This window comes from Staphylococcus sp. HMSC077D08, assembly GCF_001837945.1.
GTDB classification, from domain to species: Bacteria; Bacillota; Bacilli; order Staphylococcales; family Staphylococcaceae; genus Staphylococcus; species Staphylococcus epidermidis.
This window is the reverse complement of sequence record NZ_KV834762.1, coordinates 161,823-184,688: the sequence shown is the minus strand read 5'-3', so window position 1 is coordinate 184,688 and position 22,866 is coordinate 161,823. Positions and strand designations below refer to the sequence as shown.

The 22,866-nt window shown below is 31.5% G+C and carries 21 protein-coding genes (1 of these 21 cut by a window edge); 2 read left to right on the top strand and 19 right to left on the bottom strand.

Annotated features, from left to right (window positions below; all coding sequences use genetic code 11):
- Window positions 1-11: 11 nt before the first annotated feature.
- From HMPREF2663_RS05375 to HMPREF2663_RS05290, 18 genes are all read right to left on the bottom strand, one after another.
- Entirely contained in the window at window positions 12-968 is a 957-nt protein-coding gene (locus HMPREF2663_RS05375) for an ABC transporter permease (protein WP_002446433.1), read from the bottom strand.
- On the bottom strand, window positions 965-2,056 hold the full coding sequence (locus HMPREF2663_RS05370) for an ABC transporter ATP-binding protein (RefSeq protein WP_070845928.1): 1,092 nt from the start codon (window positions 2,054-2,056) through the stop codon (window positions 965-967). Before HMPREF2663_RS05370 ends, HMPREF2663_RS05375 begins: the two co-directional genes overlap by 4 nt.
- A 350-nt stretch (window positions 2,057-2,406) precedes the next feature.
- Window positions 2,407-3,021 (bottom strand): phosphatase PAP2 family protein, encoded by a 615-nt coding sequence (locus tag HMPREF2663_RS05365; RefSeq protein WP_002476105.1) that lies wholly within the window; start codon window positions 3,019-3,021, stop codon window positions 2,407-2,409.
- Between the two features lie 12 nt (window positions 3,022-3,033).
- Window positions 3,034-4,107 (bottom strand): undecaprenyldiphospho-muramoylpentapeptide beta-N-acetylglucosaminyltransferase, encoded by a 1,074-nt coding sequence (locus tag HMPREF2663_RS05360; RefSeq protein WP_002489966.1) that lies wholly within the window; start codon window positions 4,105-4,107, stop codon window positions 3,034-3,036.
- A 17-nt stretch (window positions 4,108-4,124) separates the two neighbouring features.
- Window positions 4,125-4,628, bottom strand: a complete 504-nt coding sequence (locus tag HMPREF2663_RS05355) for a GNAT family N-acetyltransferase (RefSeq protein ID WP_002446437.1) — start codon at window positions 4,626-4,628, stop codon at window positions 4,125-4,127.
- A 334-nt stretch (window positions 4,629-4,962) separates the two neighbouring features.
- Complete coding sequence (locus HMPREF2663_RS05350; RefSeq protein WP_002489972.1) at window positions 4,963-6,438, bottom strand: S41 family peptidase; 1,476 nt, start codon at window positions 6,436-6,438, stop codon at window positions 4,963-4,965.
- Between the two features lie 344 nt (window positions 6,439-6,782).
- Window positions 6,783-7,007 carry a YozE family protein gene (locus HMPREF2663_RS05345; RefSeq protein ID WP_001831241.1) on the bottom strand — a complete coding sequence of 75 codons (225 nt, stop codon included), beginning with the start codon at window positions 7,005-7,007 and terminating at the stop codon, window positions 6,783-6,785.
- Complete coding sequence (locus HMPREF2663_RS05340; RefSeq protein WP_002446439.1) at window positions 7,007-7,507, bottom strand: PTS sugar transporter subunit IIA; 501 nt, start codon at window positions 7,505-7,507, stop codon at window positions 7,007-7,009. Before HMPREF2663_RS05340 ends, HMPREF2663_RS05345 begins: the two co-directional genes overlap by 1 nt.
- Before the next feature lie 12 nt (window positions 7,508-7,519).
- The gene (gene msrB, locus HMPREF2663_RS05335) at window positions 7,520-7,948 is read right to left on the bottom strand and encodes a peptide-methionine (R)-S-oxide reductase MsrB (RefSeq protein ID WP_002490000.1); all 429 of its coding nucleotides are present in this window, start codon (window positions 7,946-7,948) and stop codon (window positions 7,520-7,522) included.
- The gene (msrA, locus tag HMPREF2663_RS05330) at window positions 7,941-8,468 is read right to left on the bottom strand and encodes a peptide-methionine (S)-S-oxide reductase MsrA (protein WP_002457665.1); all 528 of its coding nucleotides are present in this window, start codon (window positions 8,466-8,468) and stop codon (window positions 7,941-7,943) included. The genes msrB and msrA overlap by 8 nt, the downstream gene beginning before the upstream one ends.
- Before the next feature lie 102 nt (window positions 8,469-8,570).
- Window positions 8,571-9,419, bottom strand: a complete 849-nt coding sequence (gene fakB2 / locus HMPREF2663_RS05325; RefSeq protein WP_002446442.1) for a fatty acid kinase binding subunit FakB2 — start codon at window positions 9,417-9,419, stop codon at window positions 8,571-8,573.
- Between the two features lie 9 nt (window positions 9,420-9,428).
- The gene (dfrC, locus tag HMPREF2663_RS05320) at window positions 9,429-9,914 is read right to left on the bottom strand and encodes a trimethoprim-sensitive dihydrofolate reductase DfrC (protein WP_002476114.1); all 486 of its coding nucleotides are present in this window, start codon (window positions 9,912-9,914) and stop codon (window positions 9,429-9,431) included.
- 40 nt (window positions 9,915-9,954) lie between these two features.
- Window positions 9,955-10,911: a thymidylate synthase gene (locus tag HMPREF2663_RS05315; protein WP_002446444.1), complete on the bottom strand. Its 957-nt coding sequence runs from the start codon at window positions 10,909-10,911 to the stop codon at window positions 9,955-9,957.
- 321 nt (window positions 10,912-11,232) lie between these two features.
- The gene (locus HMPREF2663_RS05310; RefSeq protein ID WP_002446445.1) at window positions 11,233-11,895 is read right to left on the bottom strand and encodes an ABC transporter ATP-binding protein; all 663 of its coding nucleotides are present in this window, start codon (window positions 11,893-11,895) and stop codon (window positions 11,233-11,235) included.
- A 15-nt stretch (window positions 11,896-11,910) separates the two neighbouring features.
- Entirely contained in the window at window positions 11,911-12,960 is a 1,050-nt protein-coding gene (locus tag HMPREF2663_RS05305; protein WP_070845925.1) for an ABC transporter permease, read from the bottom strand.
- 201 nt (window positions 12,961-13,161) lie between these two features.
- Window positions 13,162-13,599, bottom strand: coding sequence for a bacilliredoxin BrxA (gene brxA, locus HMPREF2663_RS05300; RefSeq protein WP_038399487.1), 438 nt, complete (start codon window positions 13,597-13,599; stop codon window positions 13,162-13,164).
- Window positions 13,600-13,650: 51 nt separating this feature from the next.
- Window positions 13,651-13,911 carry a NifU N-terminal domain-containing protein gene (locus HMPREF2663_RS05295; RefSeq protein WP_002489988.1) on the bottom strand — a complete coding sequence of 87 codons (261 nt, stop codon included), beginning with the start codon at window positions 13,909-13,911 and terminating at the stop codon, window positions 13,651-13,653.
- A gap of 11 nt (window positions 13,912-13,922) precedes the next feature.
- On the bottom strand, window positions 13,923-14,117 hold the full coding sequence (locus HMPREF2663_RS05290; protein ID WP_002446447.1) for a zinc-finger domain-containing protein: 195 nt from the start codon (window positions 14,115-14,117) through the stop codon (window positions 13,923-13,925).
- Between the two features lie 251 nt (window positions 14,118-14,368).
- Between HMPREF2663_RS05290 and HMPREF2663_RS05285 the strand changes: the two genes are divergently transcribed.
- Entirely contained in the window at window positions 14,369-15,073 is a 705-nt protein-coding gene (locus HMPREF2663_RS05285) for a queuosine precursor transporter (RefSeq protein ID WP_002446448.1), read from the top strand.
- Window positions 15,074-15,399: 326 nt separating this feature from the next.
- Window positions 15,400-15,795, top strand: a complete 396-nt coding sequence (locus HMPREF2663_RS05280) for a ribonuclease HI family protein (RefSeq protein ID WP_002476104.1) — start codon at window positions 15,400-15,402, stop codon at window positions 15,793-15,795.
- A gap of 172 nt (window positions 15,796-15,967) precedes the next feature.
- Here the strand turns inward: HMPREF2663_RS05280 and ebh are convergent, their stop codons facing one another.
- On the bottom strand, window positions 15,968-22,866 hold the final stretch of the coding sequence (gene ebh / locus HMPREF2663_RS05275; protein ID WP_070845923.1) for a hyperosmolarity resistance protein Ebh. 23,548 nt of this gene lie beyond the right edge of the window; 6,899 of the gene's 30,447 nt are visible here — the last part of the coding sequence; the start codon falls outside the window, past its right edge — the gene reads right to left on this strand; it ends in the stop codon at window positions 15,968-15,970.

Here is a 22,866-nt window from a genome sequence, read left to right as displayed (position 1 = left end):
GTACATTCTCCTTAATATAGTGATGTATCCAGTTTCTTATCTGCGAATTTATTAATAATGACGACAGCGATAAGTCCTATCACACCCTGTAATAGACTAATCGCAATTGCGTAACTGAAATCGCCTTGCTCAATACCAGTACGAATCACAAATGTATCCAGTATTTCTGAAACGTTAGCGTTACCTGGTGTTTTGAGTAGGTAAATTTGATCGAACCCTGCTTTTAAAATATCGCCTAGAGAAATGATGAATAAGATAACAATTGTTGGCGTTAACATAGGTAAGGTAATATGTATAATTTGTTTGAAACGATTCGCGCCATCAATCGTAGCTGATTCATAAATTTCAGGATTAATACTCATAATTGCTGCAAAATAAATAATGGAATCCCAGCCTACATTCTTCCATATATAACTAGAAAACATGATGGTGTGAAAATACTCAGGGTTCATCATAAAGTAAGTCGACCCGTCGCCACCAAATTGATGGATCAGTTGATTCATAAGTCCATCATCTGGAGCGAGTAATTTCTTGAAAATACCGATAACTACAACCCAAGATAAAAAGTGAGGGATGTAAAGTACGCCTTGAAATAAACCTCTAATCTTACCTAATTTAGAATCTTTAATTTCGTTAAACATAATGGCTAAAATAATTGGAAATGGTAGAGCTAAAATCAATTTCATGCCACTTATAATTAGCGTATTCATAATAATTTGAATACAGCGAGGGTCAGAGAAAAAGCGTTTAAAATAGTATAGCCCTTTCCAATCACCGCCGATGATACCAGTATCGAAGCGGAAATCTTTGAATGCCAGAACAAGACTTGTCATTGGAATATAGTTGAAAATCAAGAAAAAGAGTAAACAAGGTAAAATCATTAAGTAAAGTACTTTGTGTTCCCACATTCTTTTTAACAAAGGTTTTTGATGAGCGGATTGAAGGCTTTGTTTTTTGTTTTTACTCATGATAAAACCTCCTCTTGTACTCTTTCGCCTGAATCAGAATCGAAAAAGTGTGCATCTTCCGTTTTTATACCGAAGGAAACTGTTTGTCCTAATTCAAAATCCAAATTACTATCTACAGCTGCTATGATTTTATGCTCATTGTGATGACAGTGAAGTAATTTGTATGAACCAGTTAACTCAACTAAGTCTACAGTGAATTGAGAAAGTTGGATTGGATAATTACTTATTTCGTTATCATTAACAAGATGTAAGTCTTCAGGTCGTATACCAAGTCTGTATTGTGCATGCGATGCAAGTTGAAGTAATGTAGCATCAGCCACTTTTTGTCCATCGAAGTACCAAGCATCCATGTTGTAGGTCATTGGAACCATATTCATTGATGGGCTACCAATGAAAGTGGCAACAAATTCATTGACAGGATGACGATAAATTTCTTCAGGCGTACCAATTTGTTGTATTTCGCCTTGTTTTAATATGACGATACGTGATGCCATTGTCATAGCTTCAGTTTGGTCGTGTGTCACGTAAATCGTTGTTGCTTTCATTTGTTTATGTATTTTTATAATTTCGCTTCTCATGTTACTTCGTAATTTAGCATCTAAATTAGAAAGTGGTTCATCCATGAGAAAGATTTGAGCTTCTCTAACGATAGCTCGACCAAGTGCCACACGTTGACGTTGTCCTCCAGATAAGGCTTTAGGTTTACGATCGAGGAGGTTTTCAATTTCTAATATTTGAGCTGCATGTTGAATTTTTTCGTCATAAATTTTCTTCTTGATTCCTCGCATTTTTAAGCCGAAAGCTAAATTTTTATAAACTGTCATATGTGGATATAATGCATAGTTTTGAAAGACCATAGCAATCTTACGATCTTTAGGTTGTAAATCATTGATTACTTGATCGTTGATACTAATTGTCCCTTTGCTCACATCTTCAAGTCCTGCAATTATACGTAACGTTGTTGATTTCCCACATCCCGAAGGTCCTACAAATACTACAAATTCATTGTCCTCAATATCTAGATTGAAATCTTTAACTGCGTGACTACCATTGTCGTAAACTTTGTTTAAATCCTTGATTTGTATCATGTCTTTGCTCCTTTGAAGATTTAATCACAAGTTCAGTATAAGTAATCGCTATTAAAGTAAACTTTTTTCAAATTTAAGTTTTCGTAAATCAAAATTTTTTGTTTGTAATTTTTCAAAAAACAAAAGACTTAAAACATTTATAAGACAACATTTTAAGTCTTTTATTAACAAAAATGAAAACAAAGAAATTAATATAAGATAAATATTATTAACATTGAGCTTACAAACAATATTTATTTAAAAACGCCGATTTGAATATACTAAATAAACCACTAAAATCATTGTTTACTCACAATCATTTCAGTGGTTTGGTCAATACCTATTTAATTTAAAATTCCAACCGCGCTTCTTTATACAGCGAGTTGTTTTTTCAATATTAACGTTGATAAAACAATGCAGAAGGCACCACCAATAATGCCGGCAATAATATCTGTAGGGTAATGAACGCCTAGGTATACTCTAGAAGTTGATATTAATAAAATGAAAAGTGCGCATAAACCGATTAACACGCCTTTAGAGATACCCGAATCATGACGGTTTATTACATATATAGCGCTTCCAAAGAATGAAGTTGAGCCCATAGCATGACCACTTGGAAAACTAAAGCCGGAAATGTCAATTAAACGCAATAATGTTGGACGTTCCCTATCAAAGATATTCTTTAATAGTGGATTGAGTGTACTAGATAAGCTCATTACTATTACAAAGAATAATGTCTCAATCTTGAAACGTTTTAGCATAAGGTAAGCAACTAATAATAAGGATAGCGCAACCATTGCCCAAACTTCACCAATTTTTGTTGCACCTAACATAATAGATGTGGTAATGAAACTTTCAGATGAATAAATAAATTCATATACTTCGTTATCTATCCATTTTCCAAGCCTTGACTCATGAAAAAAAGCTATTATACCAAAAATAAGTGTAAAAACAATCAGCAATGAAATGCGTTTCCATCGATTCATTATAGGTGCCCCCTACTTGTTTAATGCATCATGAATAATTTTATCAAATAAATCTTCTTTCGTGTAACTCTCTTGATATGTTTCCATTTGTTTAATAATAGATTCACGATGTAATTCAATATCATTTAATTCTTGCAATAAGTTAACTTCTGTAAGTTGATCTTCAGGAATATGACGACCATAACCCTTAGATTCAAAGTTTTTAGCATTATCAATTTGATCTCCTCTTGATTGATCAAGTCCTAAGGGGATGAGTAGCATCGGTATTCGCAGCGTTAAAAATTCATAAATTGCGTTAGAACCTGCGCGACTTATAACAGTATCAGTGATTGCTAATAAATCAGTTAAGTCGTCTTTAACAAATTCAAATTGAACATAACCTTTTTTATTAATTGAGTCATCAACAAGCCCTTTTCCAGTTAAGTGTATAATTTGATAATCATGGAGAAGTGCCTCAATATTTTGACGAATGATATTATTAAGTTTTTTACTACCTAAACTTCCACCCATGACCAATAACACTTTTTTGTTTTTATCAAAATTAGTGAGTTGATAACCTCTTTCTTTATTCCCTTGTTTTAAGTCCTCACGTACAGTAGCTCCAACAAAATCAGCTTTATCTTTTGGAAGATATGCAAGTGTATCTTCAAAGGTTGTGTATATTTTCTTAGCAAATTTTAAAGAAATTTTATTAGCTAATCCAGGAGTTAAATCTGATTCGTGTATGATAGTTGGAATTTTTAAAGAACGTGCGGCTATAACTACCGGAACACTAACAAAACCACCTTTTGAAAAGAGTAAGTCTGGTTTTTGTTTTTTAAGTATTTTACGTGCATCTAAAATTCCTTTCAAAACTTTAAAGACATCTTTTGCATTTTCAAAGGATAGATAACGACGTAATTTACCGCTTGATATTGGATAATATTGAATATTAGGGAGTTGTGACTCTATCATTTCTCTTTCAATACCATGTTTTGAACCAATATAAAATGCTTCGTGTCCTTTTTCAATCGAAGTAGGAATTAAACTTAAATTCACTGAAACATGTCCTACTGTTCCTCCACCTGTATATGCAATTTTTGTCATAATTACAACCTCTATTCTTATATGTTTTTATAATAAGCATAAAAAGGTGCCCCTCTATCAAAAGGATGATAATCTATCTCTATCTCATCAACTTTAGTAAAACCAAACTTTTCAAATAATCCTTGAGCAGGTTTATTGAGGGCAAATGTATCCGTTAAAATGACATGAATATCATGTTCATTTGCTAAGTCCATGGCAAATTGGAAAAGTTCAGTCGCAGCACCTTTATATTGTTTTGATCCAGCTAATCTGTGAATAACGTATGCTCCATTTCGATTAACAGGCCAATCAATGTCATCATACCACTCCGATTGGTTTTGGTCGATAACAATAAAACCATAAATTGTATGATCAACGTCTAAAACGTATAGTGTTTTATTTTCGATGTCTTCTTCAAAATGCTCTTTCGCGGGATATTCATCATCCCATTGGTTGTTGTTGAATTCTTCCATAATCTGTTTAGCCTCTTTGACTAATTGAGTAATACTAAGTAAATCATCTTTAGTTGCTAATCTAATCATCTTACTAAAACACCTCTTTTTTTAAATTTTAACGAGTAGTAACAATAAATTTAAATCATATTGATACTTTCAAGACTCAATCAATTAACGAAAATCTGAAAATGTTAAGAAATGATTGGGACCATACCTTAATAGGAATAACTTTTATAAAAGTTGTATTTCCAACTAATCAGAATTATCAGATATGATTAAGAGCCTGTACATATACTATATGTCTCAGGCTCTTAATTCAAACGTGAATGGTTATTAAATTTAAGAAATCCAACTCTTTAAGAATGATATTACACTTAAAGAGTTGAATGCGTTCTTTTCGTTTAATGGTTTTCTCGCAAGTTTATTTTAGTTTGTTTAGTAAATCGTTTAAAACAGTATCTTTTTTATTCGCTTTTTCAACAAGTTTTTCAGTAAATTTATCATTTGTTTTTTTATCAAAATTGCCATTAACTTTTAAATTATTGTCTTGTTGAAATGTTTTAATAGCGGATTCTAATTGTTCGTCAAATATGTTTGTTTCATTATCAATTTGATAACCTAAAGCTTTTAGACCTATTTTCATCGTTTTAACATTTTTATCTTTTTCACCCTGATGATAAGTTTTGTTATCTGGAATGACATTGAGTGATTGGTATTTTGGTGTTGAGATACTAACATCTGGTCTAATTCCTTTACCATGTATATAATGGCCATCAGGCGTTAGCCATTTCATCTCTGTATATTTAATTAATGAACCATCACTGAATTCACGAGTGGTCTGAACGATACCCTTACCAAATGTTTTAGAACCATAAACTTTAGCTTTATGATAGTCTTTCATAGCACCTGTAAACACTTCTGAAGCACTAGCTGATCCCTCATTAACTAAGATGGATACTTTCATATCTTTTGCTTGTTTTAGTGCTTGATTAGAAGTTTTTAATTCTTCCTTATCCTTACCTTTTTCCAATTGAACGACTGTATTTCCCTTATCAATAAAGATGTTTGCCATCTTGACTGCTTCATCTAATAAACCACCCGGATTATTTCTCAAATCTAAAATGATATGACGGACGCCTTGCTTATGCGCTTTGATGATTGCAGATTTGAGTTCACCAGAAGTATTGCTCTGGAATTTATTGATTGTTAAAACGCCTACATTGTCCTTTTTCTCATACTCTACACTCTTAACGTGAATGGTATCGCGTTTAATCTTAATATCCTTTTCTTGCGAACCACGTTTTATAGTTAAAGTAACATATGTTCCTTTTTTACCTCTGACCATTTTAACAACTTGATCAAGTGGTTTACCGACTACCGAATGATGATTCACTTGTGTGACGATATCTTTAGGTTGAATACCAGCTTTTTCTGCTGGTGAATCCTTCATTGGACTAGTAACACTTATCTGTTCATTTTTCTTTTGCATTTCGGCACCTATGCCAACGAAATCACCTGATACACCTTCATTAAATTGTTTTGTTTCTTCAGCAGTCATATATTCTGAATATGGATCTTTCAGTTCTTTAACCATACCATTTATGGCAGATTGAGTTAATTTATCAGAACTTTGCTTTTTGTAATAATCTTTATTAAGTGTTTGATAGACATATTCAATTTTTTTTAAATTTGCACGTTGTTCTTTATTTAAACCACTTTTTTGATGGCTAATTAAAATCGTTGATACTACAGTTATGATAGATGTTAAAAGAATAATGCCCAAAATAATGAGTATGAAATGCCATAATTTAATTTTTATTTGCTTGCTATTTTTAGACGGTGTTGACTTTGTATTATCATCTTGAGATGTTGCATGATTTTTTTGATGATCATTCATGGTATCACATCCTTATACGTTCATATTGAGTTATACAAAATATAAATTCATGGTTATATTTATACTTAATCATTAACAAGTTATTGAGGAATTTTCATCTTGTATGTATTCGAATATTTTTAATTATGATGTATGTAAGTAAAAATCACATGAGGCTTGAGTAGTACATGCTAAAAATTACTATATTAAACGTATGTTTCATTGAGAAAACAGTGTAATTATTCTGTGTACGTCAAACAAAAGTTATAACTAAAAAAGTGTAGAGTTTGAATCCCTTTACATTAAAACACCTGAGACAATGAGTCGTGTCCCAGGCTCTATCAATATTTATTAGTGAAAAGAATTTAAAACTTCAACCATTCCGTATAGTCATCATACAAGTCATCAAATACAGACATTGGTAGGGTGAATTCGCTATGTGTCTCAATATATTCAGATAATGTATTAAAATCATCTTCGTGTTTTGGAAAGGCAAGGTCTTCAAAAATTTGCTCAGCAAAAACCCCTTTATCATCTTTTCTTCCACGCACGGTCATAATAAATTGATAAAATGAATAATTCTTAACCATTAGCTTACTGTCACATCAATAACTTGTGTTTCCCCTTTAACTACTGCTTGTACGTCTTCAATATGAATTGATTCAGTTTGATCAGAGTTTGTAATAATAATAGGGGAAATAATAGATTTTGCATTATTATTAATATATTCTAAGTCAAAACGTATAAGAGGATCACCTATTTTAATGTCATCCCCACTTTCAACAAGTACTTCAAACCCTTTGCCATCCAATTGAACGGTATCTAATCCGATATGAACTAATAACTCTAATCCATTTTCGGCTTTTAACCCTACAGCATGTTTTGTTGGAAAAACATTATCGACTTTGCCTTCAATCGGTGAAACAACCTCACCCTCTGTAGGATTAATACCAAAGCCTTCTCCCATCATTTTTTGCGCAAAGACTGGATCAGGAATATCTTCAATCTTGACATACTCACCTGTCAAAGGTGCGTAGATTTTAATGTTTTTGTCAATTTCTTTACCTTTTCCAAATAACTTTTTAAACATGTAAATGCACTCCTATTTTTTGAAATGTTTAATTAAATCTCCATATCCTAACTCTTCTAGTTTATCATAAGGTATAAACTGAATCGCAGCAGAGTTAATACAGTATCTTAAACCACCTTTTTCTTTAGGTCCGTCATTAAAAACATGCCCCAAGTGGCTATTCGCTTTTTCTGATCGAACTTCAGTTCTAATCATACCAAATGATTTATCAACAAGTTCTACGATTTCATCATCATTTAATGCTTTGGAGAAACTTGGCCAACCGCAATTAGATTCAAATTTATCCTCTGAAGTAAATAATGGTTTGCCGGACAATTTATCAACGTAAATTCCTTTTTCAAAGTGATTCCAATACTCGTTTTGAAACGGAGGTTCAGTACCATTTTCTTGAGTAACTAGATACTCCATGTCATTCAGTTCATCTTTGTTTTTTTTAATCATTTTGAGACCCCCAGTGTGATTCGATAAATGCTTTTCTACCAGATCCACGTTGGTATTGTTCATAATGCGTAGGATTCTTTTTGTAGTAATCTTGATGATATTCTTCTGCAGGATAGAAATTTTTATATGGTTTAATCGGTGTGATAACCGGTTTTTTAAAGATACCCTCTTCGTCAATTTGTTGTTTCTTTAACTCGGCAGCTTTGCGTTGATTCTCATCATGATAAAAAATGACAGGTTGATAGCTTTCACCCCTATCAAAGAACTGCCCTCCGTCATCAGTTGGGTCAAACGTTTTAAAATAAACGTCTAATATATTTTCAAATGTTGTAATATCAGGATCATATTCAATCTGTACAGCTTCCACATGCCCTGTTTGATTTGTGCATACCTGTTCGTATGTTGGATTTTCTACATGTCCTCCACTATATCCGGAAACGACTGATTTTATTCCAGGATATGAGGTGAAGGGTTTAACCATGCACCAAAAACAACCTCCAGCTAGTGTTGCATATGCCATGTTATATTCCCTCCTTAAGTTATCTGTTTGTTTAAATTTACGCTATATTGTCGGGAATTTAAAGTATTTAACTCAGAATCTTATATGTGATTTTGTGACAACTTAGTTCAACGTATCTCTTAATACCACAAGTCCAATAGCACCTTGTCCAGTGTGCGTCGAAATCACTGGAGTTGTTACATTAATATCAAATTGGTTAAAATCAAATGATTCTGTAAATGATTTTTTGATTTTATCAACGAAATCTTTAACGTTGGCGTGAGCAATCCCTATTGATTTAATTTTATGATCTTTAACAAAATCTGTAATTTCTTTTTTTAAATATTGGACACTAGAGTTTTGAGTTCTAGAATTATGCACTAGTTCAAGTTGACCATCTCTTAAAGTTCCGATTGGCTTAATTTTCATAATGTTTCCAATTAAACCTTTTGTTTTACTTATCCTGCCACCTTTAATGAGTTGATTAAGCTGACCGATAACCACAAACAGTTGCAAGTTATCACGTAATTGTGTCATTTCTTCCACTATTTTTTCTGTTGATGTACCTTGACTTATTAATTCAACAATTTGCTTAATTTGATAACCTAACCCAAACGAAATAGATTTAGAATCAATCACTGTGATATTACCATCTACCATATGACTCGCTTGAACAGCAGTATTATAAGTACCACTTAAACCTGACGAAAGATGAATACTTATAATTTCAACGTCATCTTGAGCTAATTGCTCATATGTTTCAATAAATCGACCAATAGGTGGTTGACTTGTTTTGACGTCTGCATCATTTTCAATATAATCGATATACTCACTTGAAGAGATATCAACTTGATCAGTGTAAGATTTTCCGTCGATTGTCAGGCTTAATGGTATAACATGAATGTTATGTTGTTTTAAATATTCATGTGATAAATCAGAGGTTGAATCTGTGACGATAATTTGTTTAGCCATAATTGCCTCCTATTCCCCTTTTCTACGCACTAAATGTAAGAATGTATGCGGTATAGTATTTTTTTCATCTAGTTGACCTTCCACTGAAGATTCGACCTCCCAGTTTTCGAATGTGTACGGTGGAAAGAAAGTGTCTCCTTGAAACTTCCCATCTATTACTGTGATATACATATCATCTACCTGGTCAATCATTGCTTCGAATAACGTTTGTCCTCCAAATATAAAAACATGACCAGATAACTCTTTAATTTCATCAAGAGAGTTTATAACATCTACCCCTTCATGGTGAAATGAAGCTTGGTTAGTGAGCACAACGTTACGTCTATTTGGCAGTGGTTTCCCGATAGAATTAAAAGTTTTTCGACCCATTACAAGTGTATTTCCAGTGGTCAGTTGTTTAACATGCTTTAAATCATTTGGTAAATGCCATGGTAATTGATTTTGGTACCCAATGACTCTTTGTTTATCGTGAGCGACAATTATTGATAATGTCATGGTATACCTCCTTTCTGTATGCGAAATATTAATGCATTTTTTATACCGCAATAGGTGCTTTAATAGCAGGGTGTGATTCATAATTTATCAATTCTAAATCTTCATAATTAATATCAAAAATTGATTTATCTGTATTAATTTTTAATTGAGGTGGTAGATAACTTTCTCTTGATAATTGAGTATGTATTGCATCCATATGATTGGAATAAATATGTGCATCTCCAAACGTATGAATGAATTCACCCACTTCAAGTCCACATTCTTTTGCAACAAGATGTGTCAATAAAGCATAACTTGCAATATTGAAGGGAACACCTAAAAATATATCAGCACTTCTTTGATATAATTGACAATTTAATTTACCCTCTTGTACATAAAATTGAAACATTGTGTGGCAAGGTGGTAATGCCATTGAATCGATTTCAGTAGGATTCCATGCTGAAACAATGTGTCGTCGAGAGTTTGGATTGTTTTTAATTTGTTGTATAACTGATTTTAATTGATCATAATGATTACCATTTTTATCTTCCCAATCTCTCCATTGTTTACCATAAACATTCCCTAGGTTGCCATATTTTTTAGCAAATGCATCATCGTTTAATATACGTTCTTTAAATTTTTTCATTTCTTCTTTATACTGCTCGTTAAATTCAGGGTCTTGCTGAGAACGATGTCCAAAATCTGTCATGTCTGGTCCATGATAATCATTAGACTGAACATAATTTTCAAAAGCCCATTCATTCCATATATTGTTATTATATTTAAGTAGGTATTGAATGTTTGTATCTCCTTTAATAAACCATAATAATTCAGTTGCTACTAATTTAAAAGAAACCTTTTTGGTTGTAAGTAAAGGAAACCCTTTGGTTAAATCGAAACGCAATTGATGCCCAAATTTGGAAATTGTCCCTGTATGTGTGCGATCATCGCGTCTATTCCCTATTTCTAATATCTCTTCGCATAAGCCATGATAAGCTTCGTCGAATGGATTATACATGCGTACAACTCCTTATAAAAATATGTATTATCTTAATGAACATTATACTAGAAAAGATGTATCGATAGAAGAGAGAGGGTTTTGAGTTTATAAAATTTTAAATCTTTTATGTAAAATATCTCATATAAAACAAATTAATAAATGGGAATGTGTTGAATTGGTTGTTCAATCTTGACAATATGAATTTGAGTTGTGAAATTTTCTTACATAAGATTTTTTAAAGACTCAATGGACTGTTTTTTTATAAAAAAACCGAGTCACAACAAATGTTGACTCGGGAATTTCAAATATGAAATGCAAGTAATTATGAATATTTTATTTCTATTGGAGTGAAAGAAGTCCATCCTCCATGAAATATGTTTTATCACAAAAATGAGTTAAACGTTCATCATGAGTAACAATCACACATGTTTTATTTCTTTCTTTCGTTTGTTCTTGAAGTATTTTCATTACAGCCATTGCATTATTCGTATCTAGTGAAGCGGTAGGTTCATCTGCTAGTATGATTGATGGATTTGTGTAGATAGCTTTAGCTATTGCCACACGCTGTTTTTGACCACCGGATATTTGATTTGGTAATTGATTGGTAATATCCGATAAATTTAGCTGTTTAACCAACTTTTGATATCCATCTTCACTTAATGTATCTTTTTTATATTTGCCAAGAAGTTTGAATTGTTGTTCGATTGTTAAAAAAGGCACGAGATTCGTCGATTGTAATATAAAACCTATTTCGTTAATCCTTATTTTTGATAAGTGCTTTTCAGATAATATTGATATATTTTTGTTATTGATGTAAATATTTCCTGAAGTAGGTCGTTGTAAGGCGCCAGCCATAGTTAAAAATGTACTTTTCCCTGAACCTGAGGGTCCCACAATAGCAATCAGTTCACCCTGAATTATTTTTAAATCGGTAGGTTTTACTGCCTGAATTATTTGATTGCCGTCTCTGAAAGATTTGCTCACTTGTTTGAACTCTAACATGTTTATGATTCCTTTCTATCCAATTGCTTTAAGTGGATTTATTTTTATTATAGACAGAACAGAAAATAGACTGCCTAATAAAGAAATAATGATAAGAACAATTCCATATATCAACATCGTTAATAAATTAAAATGAATTGGAACGACACTCGGCAGAAATGTACCTGTTAATAGTGTTAAGAGAAATCCAATGATTGTTCCAATTAAAGATAATATGAAAGTTTGAGCAAAAACCATTTTTGCTAAATAGCCGTTGGTAAAGCCTTGTGCTTTAAGTACACCAAATAAGTGTGTTTTTTGGAGCGTTATAACATATAAGAATACGCCAATAACTGTTGCTGAAATTATAAATAAAAAAACGATCATAAAGTTCAAAGTTAAATTTTGAGCTTTATAGCCAGGAAGATTTTTAATAAACTGCGAGATTGAAATACTTTCTAAATCTTTGTTAAGTTTATGATTTTTCCAATTTGAGTCTTTGACTACTATGGCATTTGTTTTATCTTTTGATAATTTGGGATTAAGTTTCTCAATGGTTTTATTATTAGAGAATAGCACGGGTGAAGCATTATATTTAGCACTTTCTACAATACCTACCACTTCTAGCTTTTCATCTGATTGGGATAAAGATAAGATGTCACCTATTTTGAACCCCTTATCAGCTAATGTTTGATCAATGACTGCTTCATTTGAGCTCTCAACTTGATGACCTTTAATTATAGGAGGGATTAAAAATGATTTGTGTGTAACGCCAAAAAGTAACGCGTTTTCTTCCTGATGATGGTTTGAGATAATGACCCCTTGTTGTTTTAATGTGGTTGATTGTTCATAAGTTTTTTGGACTTTGGATATATTGAATAAGGATTGCTCTACAGTTTGATTAGCATCTTTTTTTAATATGATAGCGTCTGCATTCCACTTTTCTATACCTTCAGTATTCATTTTAATAAGGCCGTTTGCAAGTCCAGACAGTAGGAATAATAAATAACTTATAAGTACTAATATGCCAATGACTAAACTGAATTTAATTTTATTTCTTTTTATTTCATTCCAAGCTAAAAACATGAATGGTGCACCTCAATTTTTTACATAATCGTTGGTAGAGAAAGTAATCAAATAGAATGAGTTAAAGAACAATTACATTTAATATGTAAGTATGATTGTAATTGAAAAAAATAGGACAGGATTCATGTTGAATCGACTGTCCCACTCTAGTGAATGATATTAGTTTTAGTGATTCTTTGATATAGCTAGACAATATTAAGTTTATTGACAATTATCGTCAAAAGCATCTTTTAAATCCATAGCTATATCATTGATGTCGCGCCCTTCAATATGTTCTCGAGGTATAAAATGAACTAAATGTTGACCTTTAAATAATGCGTATGAGGGACTTGAAGGAACTTGTTGGATGTAATCTCTCATTGTTTGTGTTGCTTCTTTATCTTGACCTGCAAATACGGTTACTTTATGATCTGGTTTTACTTCATTTTGTTCTGCAACTGCAACAGCTGCTGGACGCGCTAATCCTGCAGCGCAACCGCATGTTGAGTTGATTACAACAAATGTTGTATCATCATTATCTATATTTTGCATATACTGATTGACATCATTACTCGTTTCAAGACTTGTGAATCCATTGTCTGTTAATTCAGCTCTCATTTGTTGTGCAAGTTCTTTCATATAAGCTTCGTACCCATTCATCATAAAATGCTCCTCTACTATAAATTGTTTCTAATTGTACTATATAGAAAATTAATTGCTTTTAGCGAACGTGTTTTCTATTTGTGGTAATAATTCATTCCAGTTAGCGTTATCTTCTTTATCAATTGATATAAAATCCAAAACATAAAATATTGATTTAACACCTTCTATTTCAAATAATTCGTTAATAAATTCAGGTTGACCTTCTTGAGCGGCAGTATATGTTGTTGATGAGTTATCTTGACGTGGTTCACTCAAAGAAACTTTCATTGTATTATGATTAGGTGTTTCTGAAATTGCTATAATCTCCATGTGACATCCTCCTATTGTAACTCATTACCAATTTGTTTAATTTGTTTACCGACCGTGCATTCATTTATACAAAAATGATGTGCTTGTGTTTTACCGTGAGTTTTTCTATTGTGCTTTTTTAATGGACATTGGTGACAATAAATATTCATCAATTGGTCGATGTGTTGAATTGCTTGTTGTTCTGTATAAGTGAGTATAGCTTCCACTTCCCTTAGCTATAGACTATTTATAATATATACTCATTTCACATGTTTGTATTATAGCATTTATAAGTTGGGAATTTGAAATAATCAATTTTAGTTTTGAGAAAATTGATAACTTAGATGTTGGTTTAAGTTAATATTTATTTACTCTTCTTTTTTAGCATTGCATTAAAGATAAATTTTAAGTAAACTAGTATAGTTAATTTTGGCGGTTTCTAAACACCCGCTTTAACAAAATTTAGGAGGAAAATGATATGTATAATGAAATATTTGGTATTGCGTCATTTATTGTTACATTCGCTTTAATGGTACTGATGTATCGCTGCTTTGGTAAACAAGGACTAATTGCTTGGGTAGCAATAGGAACGATTATCGCTAATATACAGGTCATAAAAGCAGTTCATATTTTTGGTATTACGGCTACGCTTGGAAATGTCATGTTTGCTTCTATATATTTAGCTACTGATATATTAAATGACATCTATGGTCGTAAAGTTGCTAAAAGAGCAGTGTGGCTTGGTTTCTCTTCAACCTTAGTAATGATTATAGTCATGCAAATGTCATTGCATTTTATTCCTGCTCCAGTAGACAATGCGCAAAACTCATTAAAAATGATTTTTGATTTAGTGCCTAGAATTGCTATTGGTTCCATTATTGCTTATATCATAGGCCAACATATTGATGTATTTATATTCAGTATGATTAAAAAGATATTTAGCTCTGATAAAACCTTTATTATTAGAGCATACGGTAGTACCATTTTAAGTTCTATTATTGATACCGGTTTATTTGTTTCAATTGCTTTTATTGGTACTATGCCAGGTACTGCTGTTTTTGAAATATTTATTACAACTTACCTGTTAAAATTAGTGTCAACAATTTTTAATGTACCATTTGGATATATTGCTAAGTCACTATATCGAAAAGGAAAGATAGAACAATTAGATAATGGGTATTAATATTTATTGTATTCGATATGTAGATATACAAAAAAACGAAACAGAATTCCTTGTGCTGAACTAGCTTCGAAATTCAATTTGATTTGTCCGTAGAAATTCCAAGTGAAATTTTCAATGATAGGACGTACGACCAAAGTTAAATAAATCTTAATATTAGGGCTCAATATGGACATCAATGCCCTATTTGTTAGCAGAACCTGTAGTATATATGTTATCTTAGGTTCTGTTTGTTTTTGATTTAATTTTTAGCGTTTCGTCTTTTTAGTTTGATACAATATAATAGATACATTTTAGCGAGTAGACAATTCTGAAGAGGAGTAAAAGTAATGGCTAAAATACATTTTGATGCTGCGACTAAAGGAAATCCCGGCCGAAGTGCTTGTGCGATTATTATAAAAGAAAATTCACAAAGATATGCATTTACCCATGATTTAGGTGAAATGGATAATCATAGTGCAGAATGGGCAGCAATGTTGCACGCTTTGGAACATGCACGCGAATTAAAAGTATCTAACGCGTTACTTTATACTGATTCAAAATTAATTGAAGATAGTATGCTACAAGGTAAAGTTAAAAATACTAAGTTTAAAGTTTATTTTGAAAACATAGAAATCTTAGAGCAAAGTTTTGATTTGATGTTTGTGAAATGGATTCCACGAAAACAAAATAAAGAAGCGAATCAACTTGCTCAACAAACACTATACAAACTTACATCACAATAATCTAAAGTGTTAATATGATATATTACGTATTTAATTGTTTGTTCAACCTCACCAATAAGATTTCGGCTTTGAAAAGCTTATTATAATACGTTCGTACTCAATAATCGATGATTAACACAAAAACAAGCCCGAGGCATTAAGTCCCGGGCTTGTTCTGTGTTAAAGATATATTTTACTTTTTAGAACGCTTTTTGTTTTTTACAACTTTTTTAGTTGATCGAGGCGTTTTCTTCTTTTTAGAAGCAACTTTCTTCTGTTTTGTATCATTGTTATCACTATTTAGTTTACGTTTAACGACGGGGATTGAATGAATATCCTCTTCACTCAATTGCTTTTCTTTAGATTTCTTACGTTTAGCAACTGGAATTGAATGTTTGTCATCGTTTTGTATTTGTTCTTCTTTATCTATTTTACGCTTAGTTATTACCATTGGATCTATTTTATCAGTATCTGAAAGACGAATGTCTTTGCGATGATTTTTTATCGATTGTTTTTCTTCTTCTTCTTTTTTACGTCTTTTAGCTAAAACTAACCAGAAACTAGAAAGTAAACCAGTTAATGTGATAACACCTACAGTTTTGCCAAAATTATCAACTAAATGTTTGAATAGGCTATCATTATCATTCTTATGAAGTTTTGGTTGCTGTGTCTCTTTATTGGTTTTACCTGGTTCAACACCCGTTCCTTTTAGAACTTCTTTGAATGTTTCAGTTTGTACGATATGGTTTGCAACATCCTTTTCTCTTAATCTAGCATCAAATTTTGATTGAAGATAATTAAAGTTATGCAAAGAATCCTTGAAAGATTGATTTGTAATATTTACATTTACTTTCATGATTTGCTCTATACCTTGTAACAATGCTTTGTGTACATCTTGTACGGTATGTGCATCACGAATTGAATTCATCGTTTCTAGTTGAATTTGTTTAATTCTATCAAGTGCCCATTGTTTTATAAAGTAAGAAGCAGATTGATTATTTAGTATTTGCTGAGTTTTATTTATTACAACATATCCTAATTTATGTTCTGCTATATGTTTTTCACCTAGTAAATGTGCCTTGTTTATAATATGTTCATATCTATTATTAAACTCTTGATGTAATTGATTTAATTCTACTAAATTATGAGCATGATCGACTTTTGCTAAAAATTCTTTTTGTAGTGCAGTTAACTGTTTATCAAACTGAGTTTTTTCTTTAGAAGTCAAACCTTTTATTGTTTCGATTTCTTTGAAACCATTTTGGATTTGAGTATTAACATCAGTAATGATATCCTTTTTAGCTTTATTTAGCGTAAAGCGTTTAGGATCAAATTGATCTATTTCTTTAAAATCAGTTCGTTTTACTGTTTCAATATCTTTAATCGATTTTGAATGATTCACTTTATCGATAGCTTGCTTTTTCAATCTTTCAATTTCAGCTTTTGCATCTTCACGTTGAGTAGACGTTAATTCGTTATTAGAATCTATATCTTTGATTTTTTGTTTTACCAGAACATCAATTATTTTTATAGCATCAATTTTAGCTATTTGTAATTCTTTTTCTACAACTTTCACTGGAACATTTACAGTGATATATGAGCCATCAGCTAACATAACCTTAACTATAGCGGTTAAGTGATCAGCTACTTTATCAGTCTTTGGTAATGAAACAATATTTGCTTTAAGTTCATCAGTTAAAGTCATAGCTCCAATTATAGCTTCTAATGAAATCGTTTCATCTCTGTGAACAACCACCTCACTTGTTACTAGAGCATTTTGAAGGCTCAATTCAGGTAGTTCAAAAACTAATGGTTGTTGATCAGTATCCCAAATAACAATATGGGCTAAAGTATTAAATGCATGCTCTTTATTGTTATTGATATCATCAATTGAATTAGAATTTTCGATATGTTGAAGTGCATCTTTTTCTGTTTTATCAATATCTGCTAAAGCATGTGCTTTTTGAGAAGGTGTTAAATCAGTGTTGTTATTTATTGCATCTCGTTTCTTTTGTGATAACTCTTTTATCACTTGTTTAGCTTCTGCTTTGGCGATAATTAATTTTTTAGTAGTATCAATGATTCCATCTAGTTTTGTTGTAGCATTTTCTACTTGTTGTTTATTTATAGCTTGATGAATTTCATTCTTAATTTCATTTACTAACTTCTTAATTTGAGATATTAGTTTATTTTTTTCTTCATTTGATAAGTTTGGATTTTGACTAATTAAGTGATTTATATTTTCAACTTTTTGGTCAACCATTTGATTAGCATCTAGTTTTGCTTTAGGTAATTCATCTGCATGTATGTGTTCAATTGCAGATTGCCCTTCATCTTTTGCTTGATTAACTAAATCATTTGATGTTGCGTCATTAATATTAGAAAGCGCTTTTCTAGCTTCCTCATTTACCATTTGTTTAGCTTGATCTTTAGAGTTTGATGTTGCATTAGCATGTTCAATTTCATCAAGTTGACGTTTAAGCGTTTCTTTAATGTCATTATGTGCTTTTGCTTGAGCATCTTTAAGTCTTGCGATTCCATTTAAAAGCGCTCTAGTATCATCCATATTTTGAATCATACCAATTATGATATTAACGTCTTTATTTGTACCGTTTTCTTTGTCAAGAACATTATTCGCTAAGTTGATAGCGTAATCATATTGTAATTTTAGGTCTTCATCGGCATTTAAATATTCGATGTTGTCTTTTGTAGTTGCTGTTAATTGAGTTACATGTTCTTTTAAACTTTGCATAGCATCATTTAATTCAATTGCATTATCAACAATTTGGTTAATAATTTTAATGTCTTTAGACGCTCTAATCTGATTAATTACTGCAGCTTTTTGAGCATTATTAAGTATATCTAATTCTTTAATAACAAATACTTCAGATTTTTGTTGATGTTCTTTTAGACGTTGTTCACCATTTAATTGATCTTTTGCATTATCTATTTGTGTTAAAAGATGTTGAATGTCATTGATATTGACATTTGTACCGCTATTTTTATTTAACACGCCTTTAGCTTCTTTTAAAGCTTTGTTAAATTGACGTTTTAAATTATAATCAGCATTTCTATAATTTAAACTTGCCTTAACGGGATTTACTAAGGTTTTAAGTTGATCTCTCAATAATTTCATTTTATCGTTTAATTCTAACGTTGATTGAGTGAGCTGAGATAACTCTGTTAAAGTATTTGCTGCATTTACCTTGTTTGTGACATCTTCAAGTTGCGCTTTATTTAAATCTTTTAATCCTTTTATTAATTTTAGATCTTTGCTTTTCTCAGTTGCAAGTCGTTGTTCACCATTTAATGCATTTTTTGTATCGTAAATGGCTTGACTAAGGCCTAATACTTCTTCAATCGTTGCTGGATTTTCTGAAGTTTTAGAGCTTGTTGCACTTGCTTGTTGTAGTGCCTCATCAAATTCAATTTGTAAATTCTTATCTGCATTAATATAATTCACACTATTTGGAACAGAAGATGAATTACTTTCTATAGTATCTTGTAAGTCTTTCATTGCATTATCTAAATCACTAGCATTAGATAATGTATTTGCTAAAGATGATAAATCATCAGAGTTGTGAATATTATTTTCAGCAATATGACGTTGTGCATCATTGATATAAGATAAAGATTGTACATATTGAATTGCTTTATCTTTAGCTTTTGATAAACGTTGGATACCATTTAAAGCATCTTTAGTATCCTCAATCACTTGTTTGAGTCCCTCAATTTGTATTTCATCTAAGTTTTTACCAGTTTCTTTTGCAAGTACTTTTCGAGCATTACTTAAAGCATGGTCAAATTGTTGTTTTAAATCTTCATCTGAATTTATATAATTTGAGCTTGCTTGGACAGGAAGAGCTTGATTATTAAGTGCATCTCTTAAAGATTTCATTGCATCATTTAAATCAAATGCTTGATTCACGATTCTAGACAATTGTGCAATAGAATTAGTATTCATAATTTCATCGTTTGCATGTGTGAATTGAGCTTTATTAATAAATTTTAAACTATCAATTAGTTTTTCTGCTTTTGATTTTGCAGCTGTTAAACGTTCAATACCATTTAGTGCATCTTTAGTCTTGAATATATCATCTTTAAATGTATCAATTGAATTGAAATCTAAGTTCTGACCTTGAGTTTTGTTAAGCACATCACGTGCATTGTTGATAGCTTGCGTAAAGTTATCTTTGCGTTGGTTGTCGGCGTTAATGTAATTTATACTTGCTTTGGTTTGAGCATAGTTATTAACGATTGCCTTAGCTAATTCACCCATAATGTCATTGAGGTTTGTACCTTCGTTGACAAGATGTTCTAATTCTAATAAATCATGCGATTGCGTTACTTTATCCTCTAAAGCGGACTTTTGAGCATTGTTTATTTTATCTAGTGATTTGATATATTCTAAAGCTCGTGGTCTAGCATAATTTAATCTTTCAAAACCATTTAACGATGTTTCTGCATTTATTAATTGTTGTAACGCCTGTTTTGCTTCATTTTGGGTTGCGTTAGTTTTTTGTATATCTTGTCCATGTTCTAGTGCTTCATCATAAGCGATAATTTTGTCGTCGTCGGCTTGTCTATAATTATCACTATTTTCAACAGAATCAGCATGATTAATGAATTGTTCTAATTTACCCATTACTTTGTTTAATGCCTGAGCATTGTTACTAGCAGTAGCGATTTCTTCTAGTTTTGTTGCGTTTTTAACACTTTCTTTCGCAGTTTGTTGTTGTAATGAATTAAGATGTGTTAATTGGTCAATTGTTTGATTAGCATGAGCTTTAGATTCTTCAACTCGCTGATCACCATTTAGATTTTCTGATGCTTGAGTTAATTGTTCTAGTGCTTGTTGTACTTGATCTAAACTTACATTTGAGCCATTTATTTTATCAATGATAGCTTGAGCATGTGAAACAGTTTGGTCTACTTTTTCCTTTTTATCCTCTGAAGCTTCAGTGTAATTAGGCAAAGTAGTATCTGTAATCACTACTTGAGTTTTATCTTCAAGTGATTTCATGGCTTCATCTAGGACTTTAGCTTGTTGCAGAAGTTGCTTAACTTCAGTTCTTAAAGCTGCGTGAGAAATCATATCTTTTAAAGATTGCTTTTGTGCATTATTAAGATAATTCATATGTTTAACTTCATCATTTGCATTTGATTTGTCATATGATAGTTTTTCTGCACCAAATAGTATTTTTTCGTTAGCTAAGACATTATCTTTAACAATATCGACCTTATATGGTTCTAATGTTGGATTTGTTGTCTGATTAAGTAGTTGTTCAGCATCAGCAATAACTCGATCGTATTGTTGTTGATATTTTGAATCTTCATTTAAATATTTACTATCGTTCAATATATTATTTTTATGAGCAACTACTTGTTGTAGTGCTTCCATAGCTTTATCAAGAGCTTGAGCATTATCTAAGTTCTTCGCAACTTGTTCGCGTGTTGTAGCATTTGTATTCGCATTTATCATGACATCGCGTTGAGCAACGTTAAGATGAATTAGACCATTAATTGCATTAGCAGCATCTTGTTGTGCATGAGTAAGTTTCTGATCACCATGTAAGTTATTTTGAGCAGTTTCAAGTTCATGAGTTATGCTATTGATTACTGTTGGATCCATTTCAGGATTTGTTTGTCTATGAATGATTGAATCAACATGATTTATAGCTTGTTGATAGGCCTCTTTTTCGGGTTGATCTTCGTTAATGAATCGACTACTATCTAACACTTTATCTACATTTTTATAAACTTTGTTAAGTGCTTTCATTGCATGATTTAATAATTTTGCTTTTTCAATCGCTTGCGCAACTTCTGTTCTCGTTTTAGCAGTATATATTTGATTAGATATTGAACTGCTTTGTTGTGATGTTAAATCATCCAATTTACTTAATTCTTTATCAGCTAAATCGATAGTTTGATAAAGTTTTTGTTTACCTCTGAGTTGTTTTTTCGCTTGATTAACTTCGTTGATAGCATGCTCTATATCTTCAATAGATAACGTTGGATTTACTGTTTCGTTAAGTATTTCTGTCACATGATTAACGGCGTTATCATATGTTTCTTTAACATCAGGGTCTTCGTTAATATAGTTACTTGACTGTTTAACTTGCTCTTTATCTTTGATACTTTCTTCTAAATTCTCCATGACTTGATCGAGTAGTTTTGCTTGGCCAATAATAGCAGCAACTTCAGTTCTGGTAACTGCGCTATTAATTTTCTCATTTAATACGTTTTGTTGTGCTTGATTTAAGTGCGTCAATGTAGGTATAGATTGATGTGCGTTTTGCTTATCAGCTTCTAATAATTCAACGCCATTTAAGTCATTATTCGCTTGATTTACAGCATCCGTTAGTTGCTTAATTATTTCTTTATCCAGTGTTGGATGTTGTTCATTGATAATATTTTCGACTTCTCTAACTGCATGATTATATTGCTCTTTTTTATCATCACTTGCATTAATATATTTGCTCTCTTGTCTTACAGTTGATTGATTTTGAATGCTGTTTCTTAAATGCTTCATAGCATCATTTAGAGCTTGCGCACTTTGAAGTTGTTCAGCTACTTTTTCTCTTGTTTGAGCTTTATTAACCAATCTATTTATGGCATCTCTTTGTGGTGCATTTAAATCGTTTAAACTATTAATCAATAAGTTTGCATTTTCTTTTGCTTGTTGTAATTTATGTTCTCCATCGAGTGCATTGATGGCATGCTTTATATTATTGATTGCATTCTCTATTTCGTCATGAGACATCGTAGGGTTTGCTACTTGATCAATGATTGATTGTGCATGATTAACTGTATCGTTGTACATATTTTGAGGTGCACTATCCTCGTTTATATAATTGTTTGATTGTCTCACAATATCTTTCTGAGCAACGATATCTTTAAGTTTTTTCATATCATTATTTAAAGCTTTCGCTTTGTTATAGATATTATTTACTTGTGAAACTATAGTTGCTTGTTCAATTTCATGAGTTAATGCTTCTTTTTGAGCTTGATTGAGGTTATCTAAGTGATTGACTGCAAAAGTTTTTGAATTTTTATTGTCATTCAATTCACGTTCACCATGAAGTGCATCTT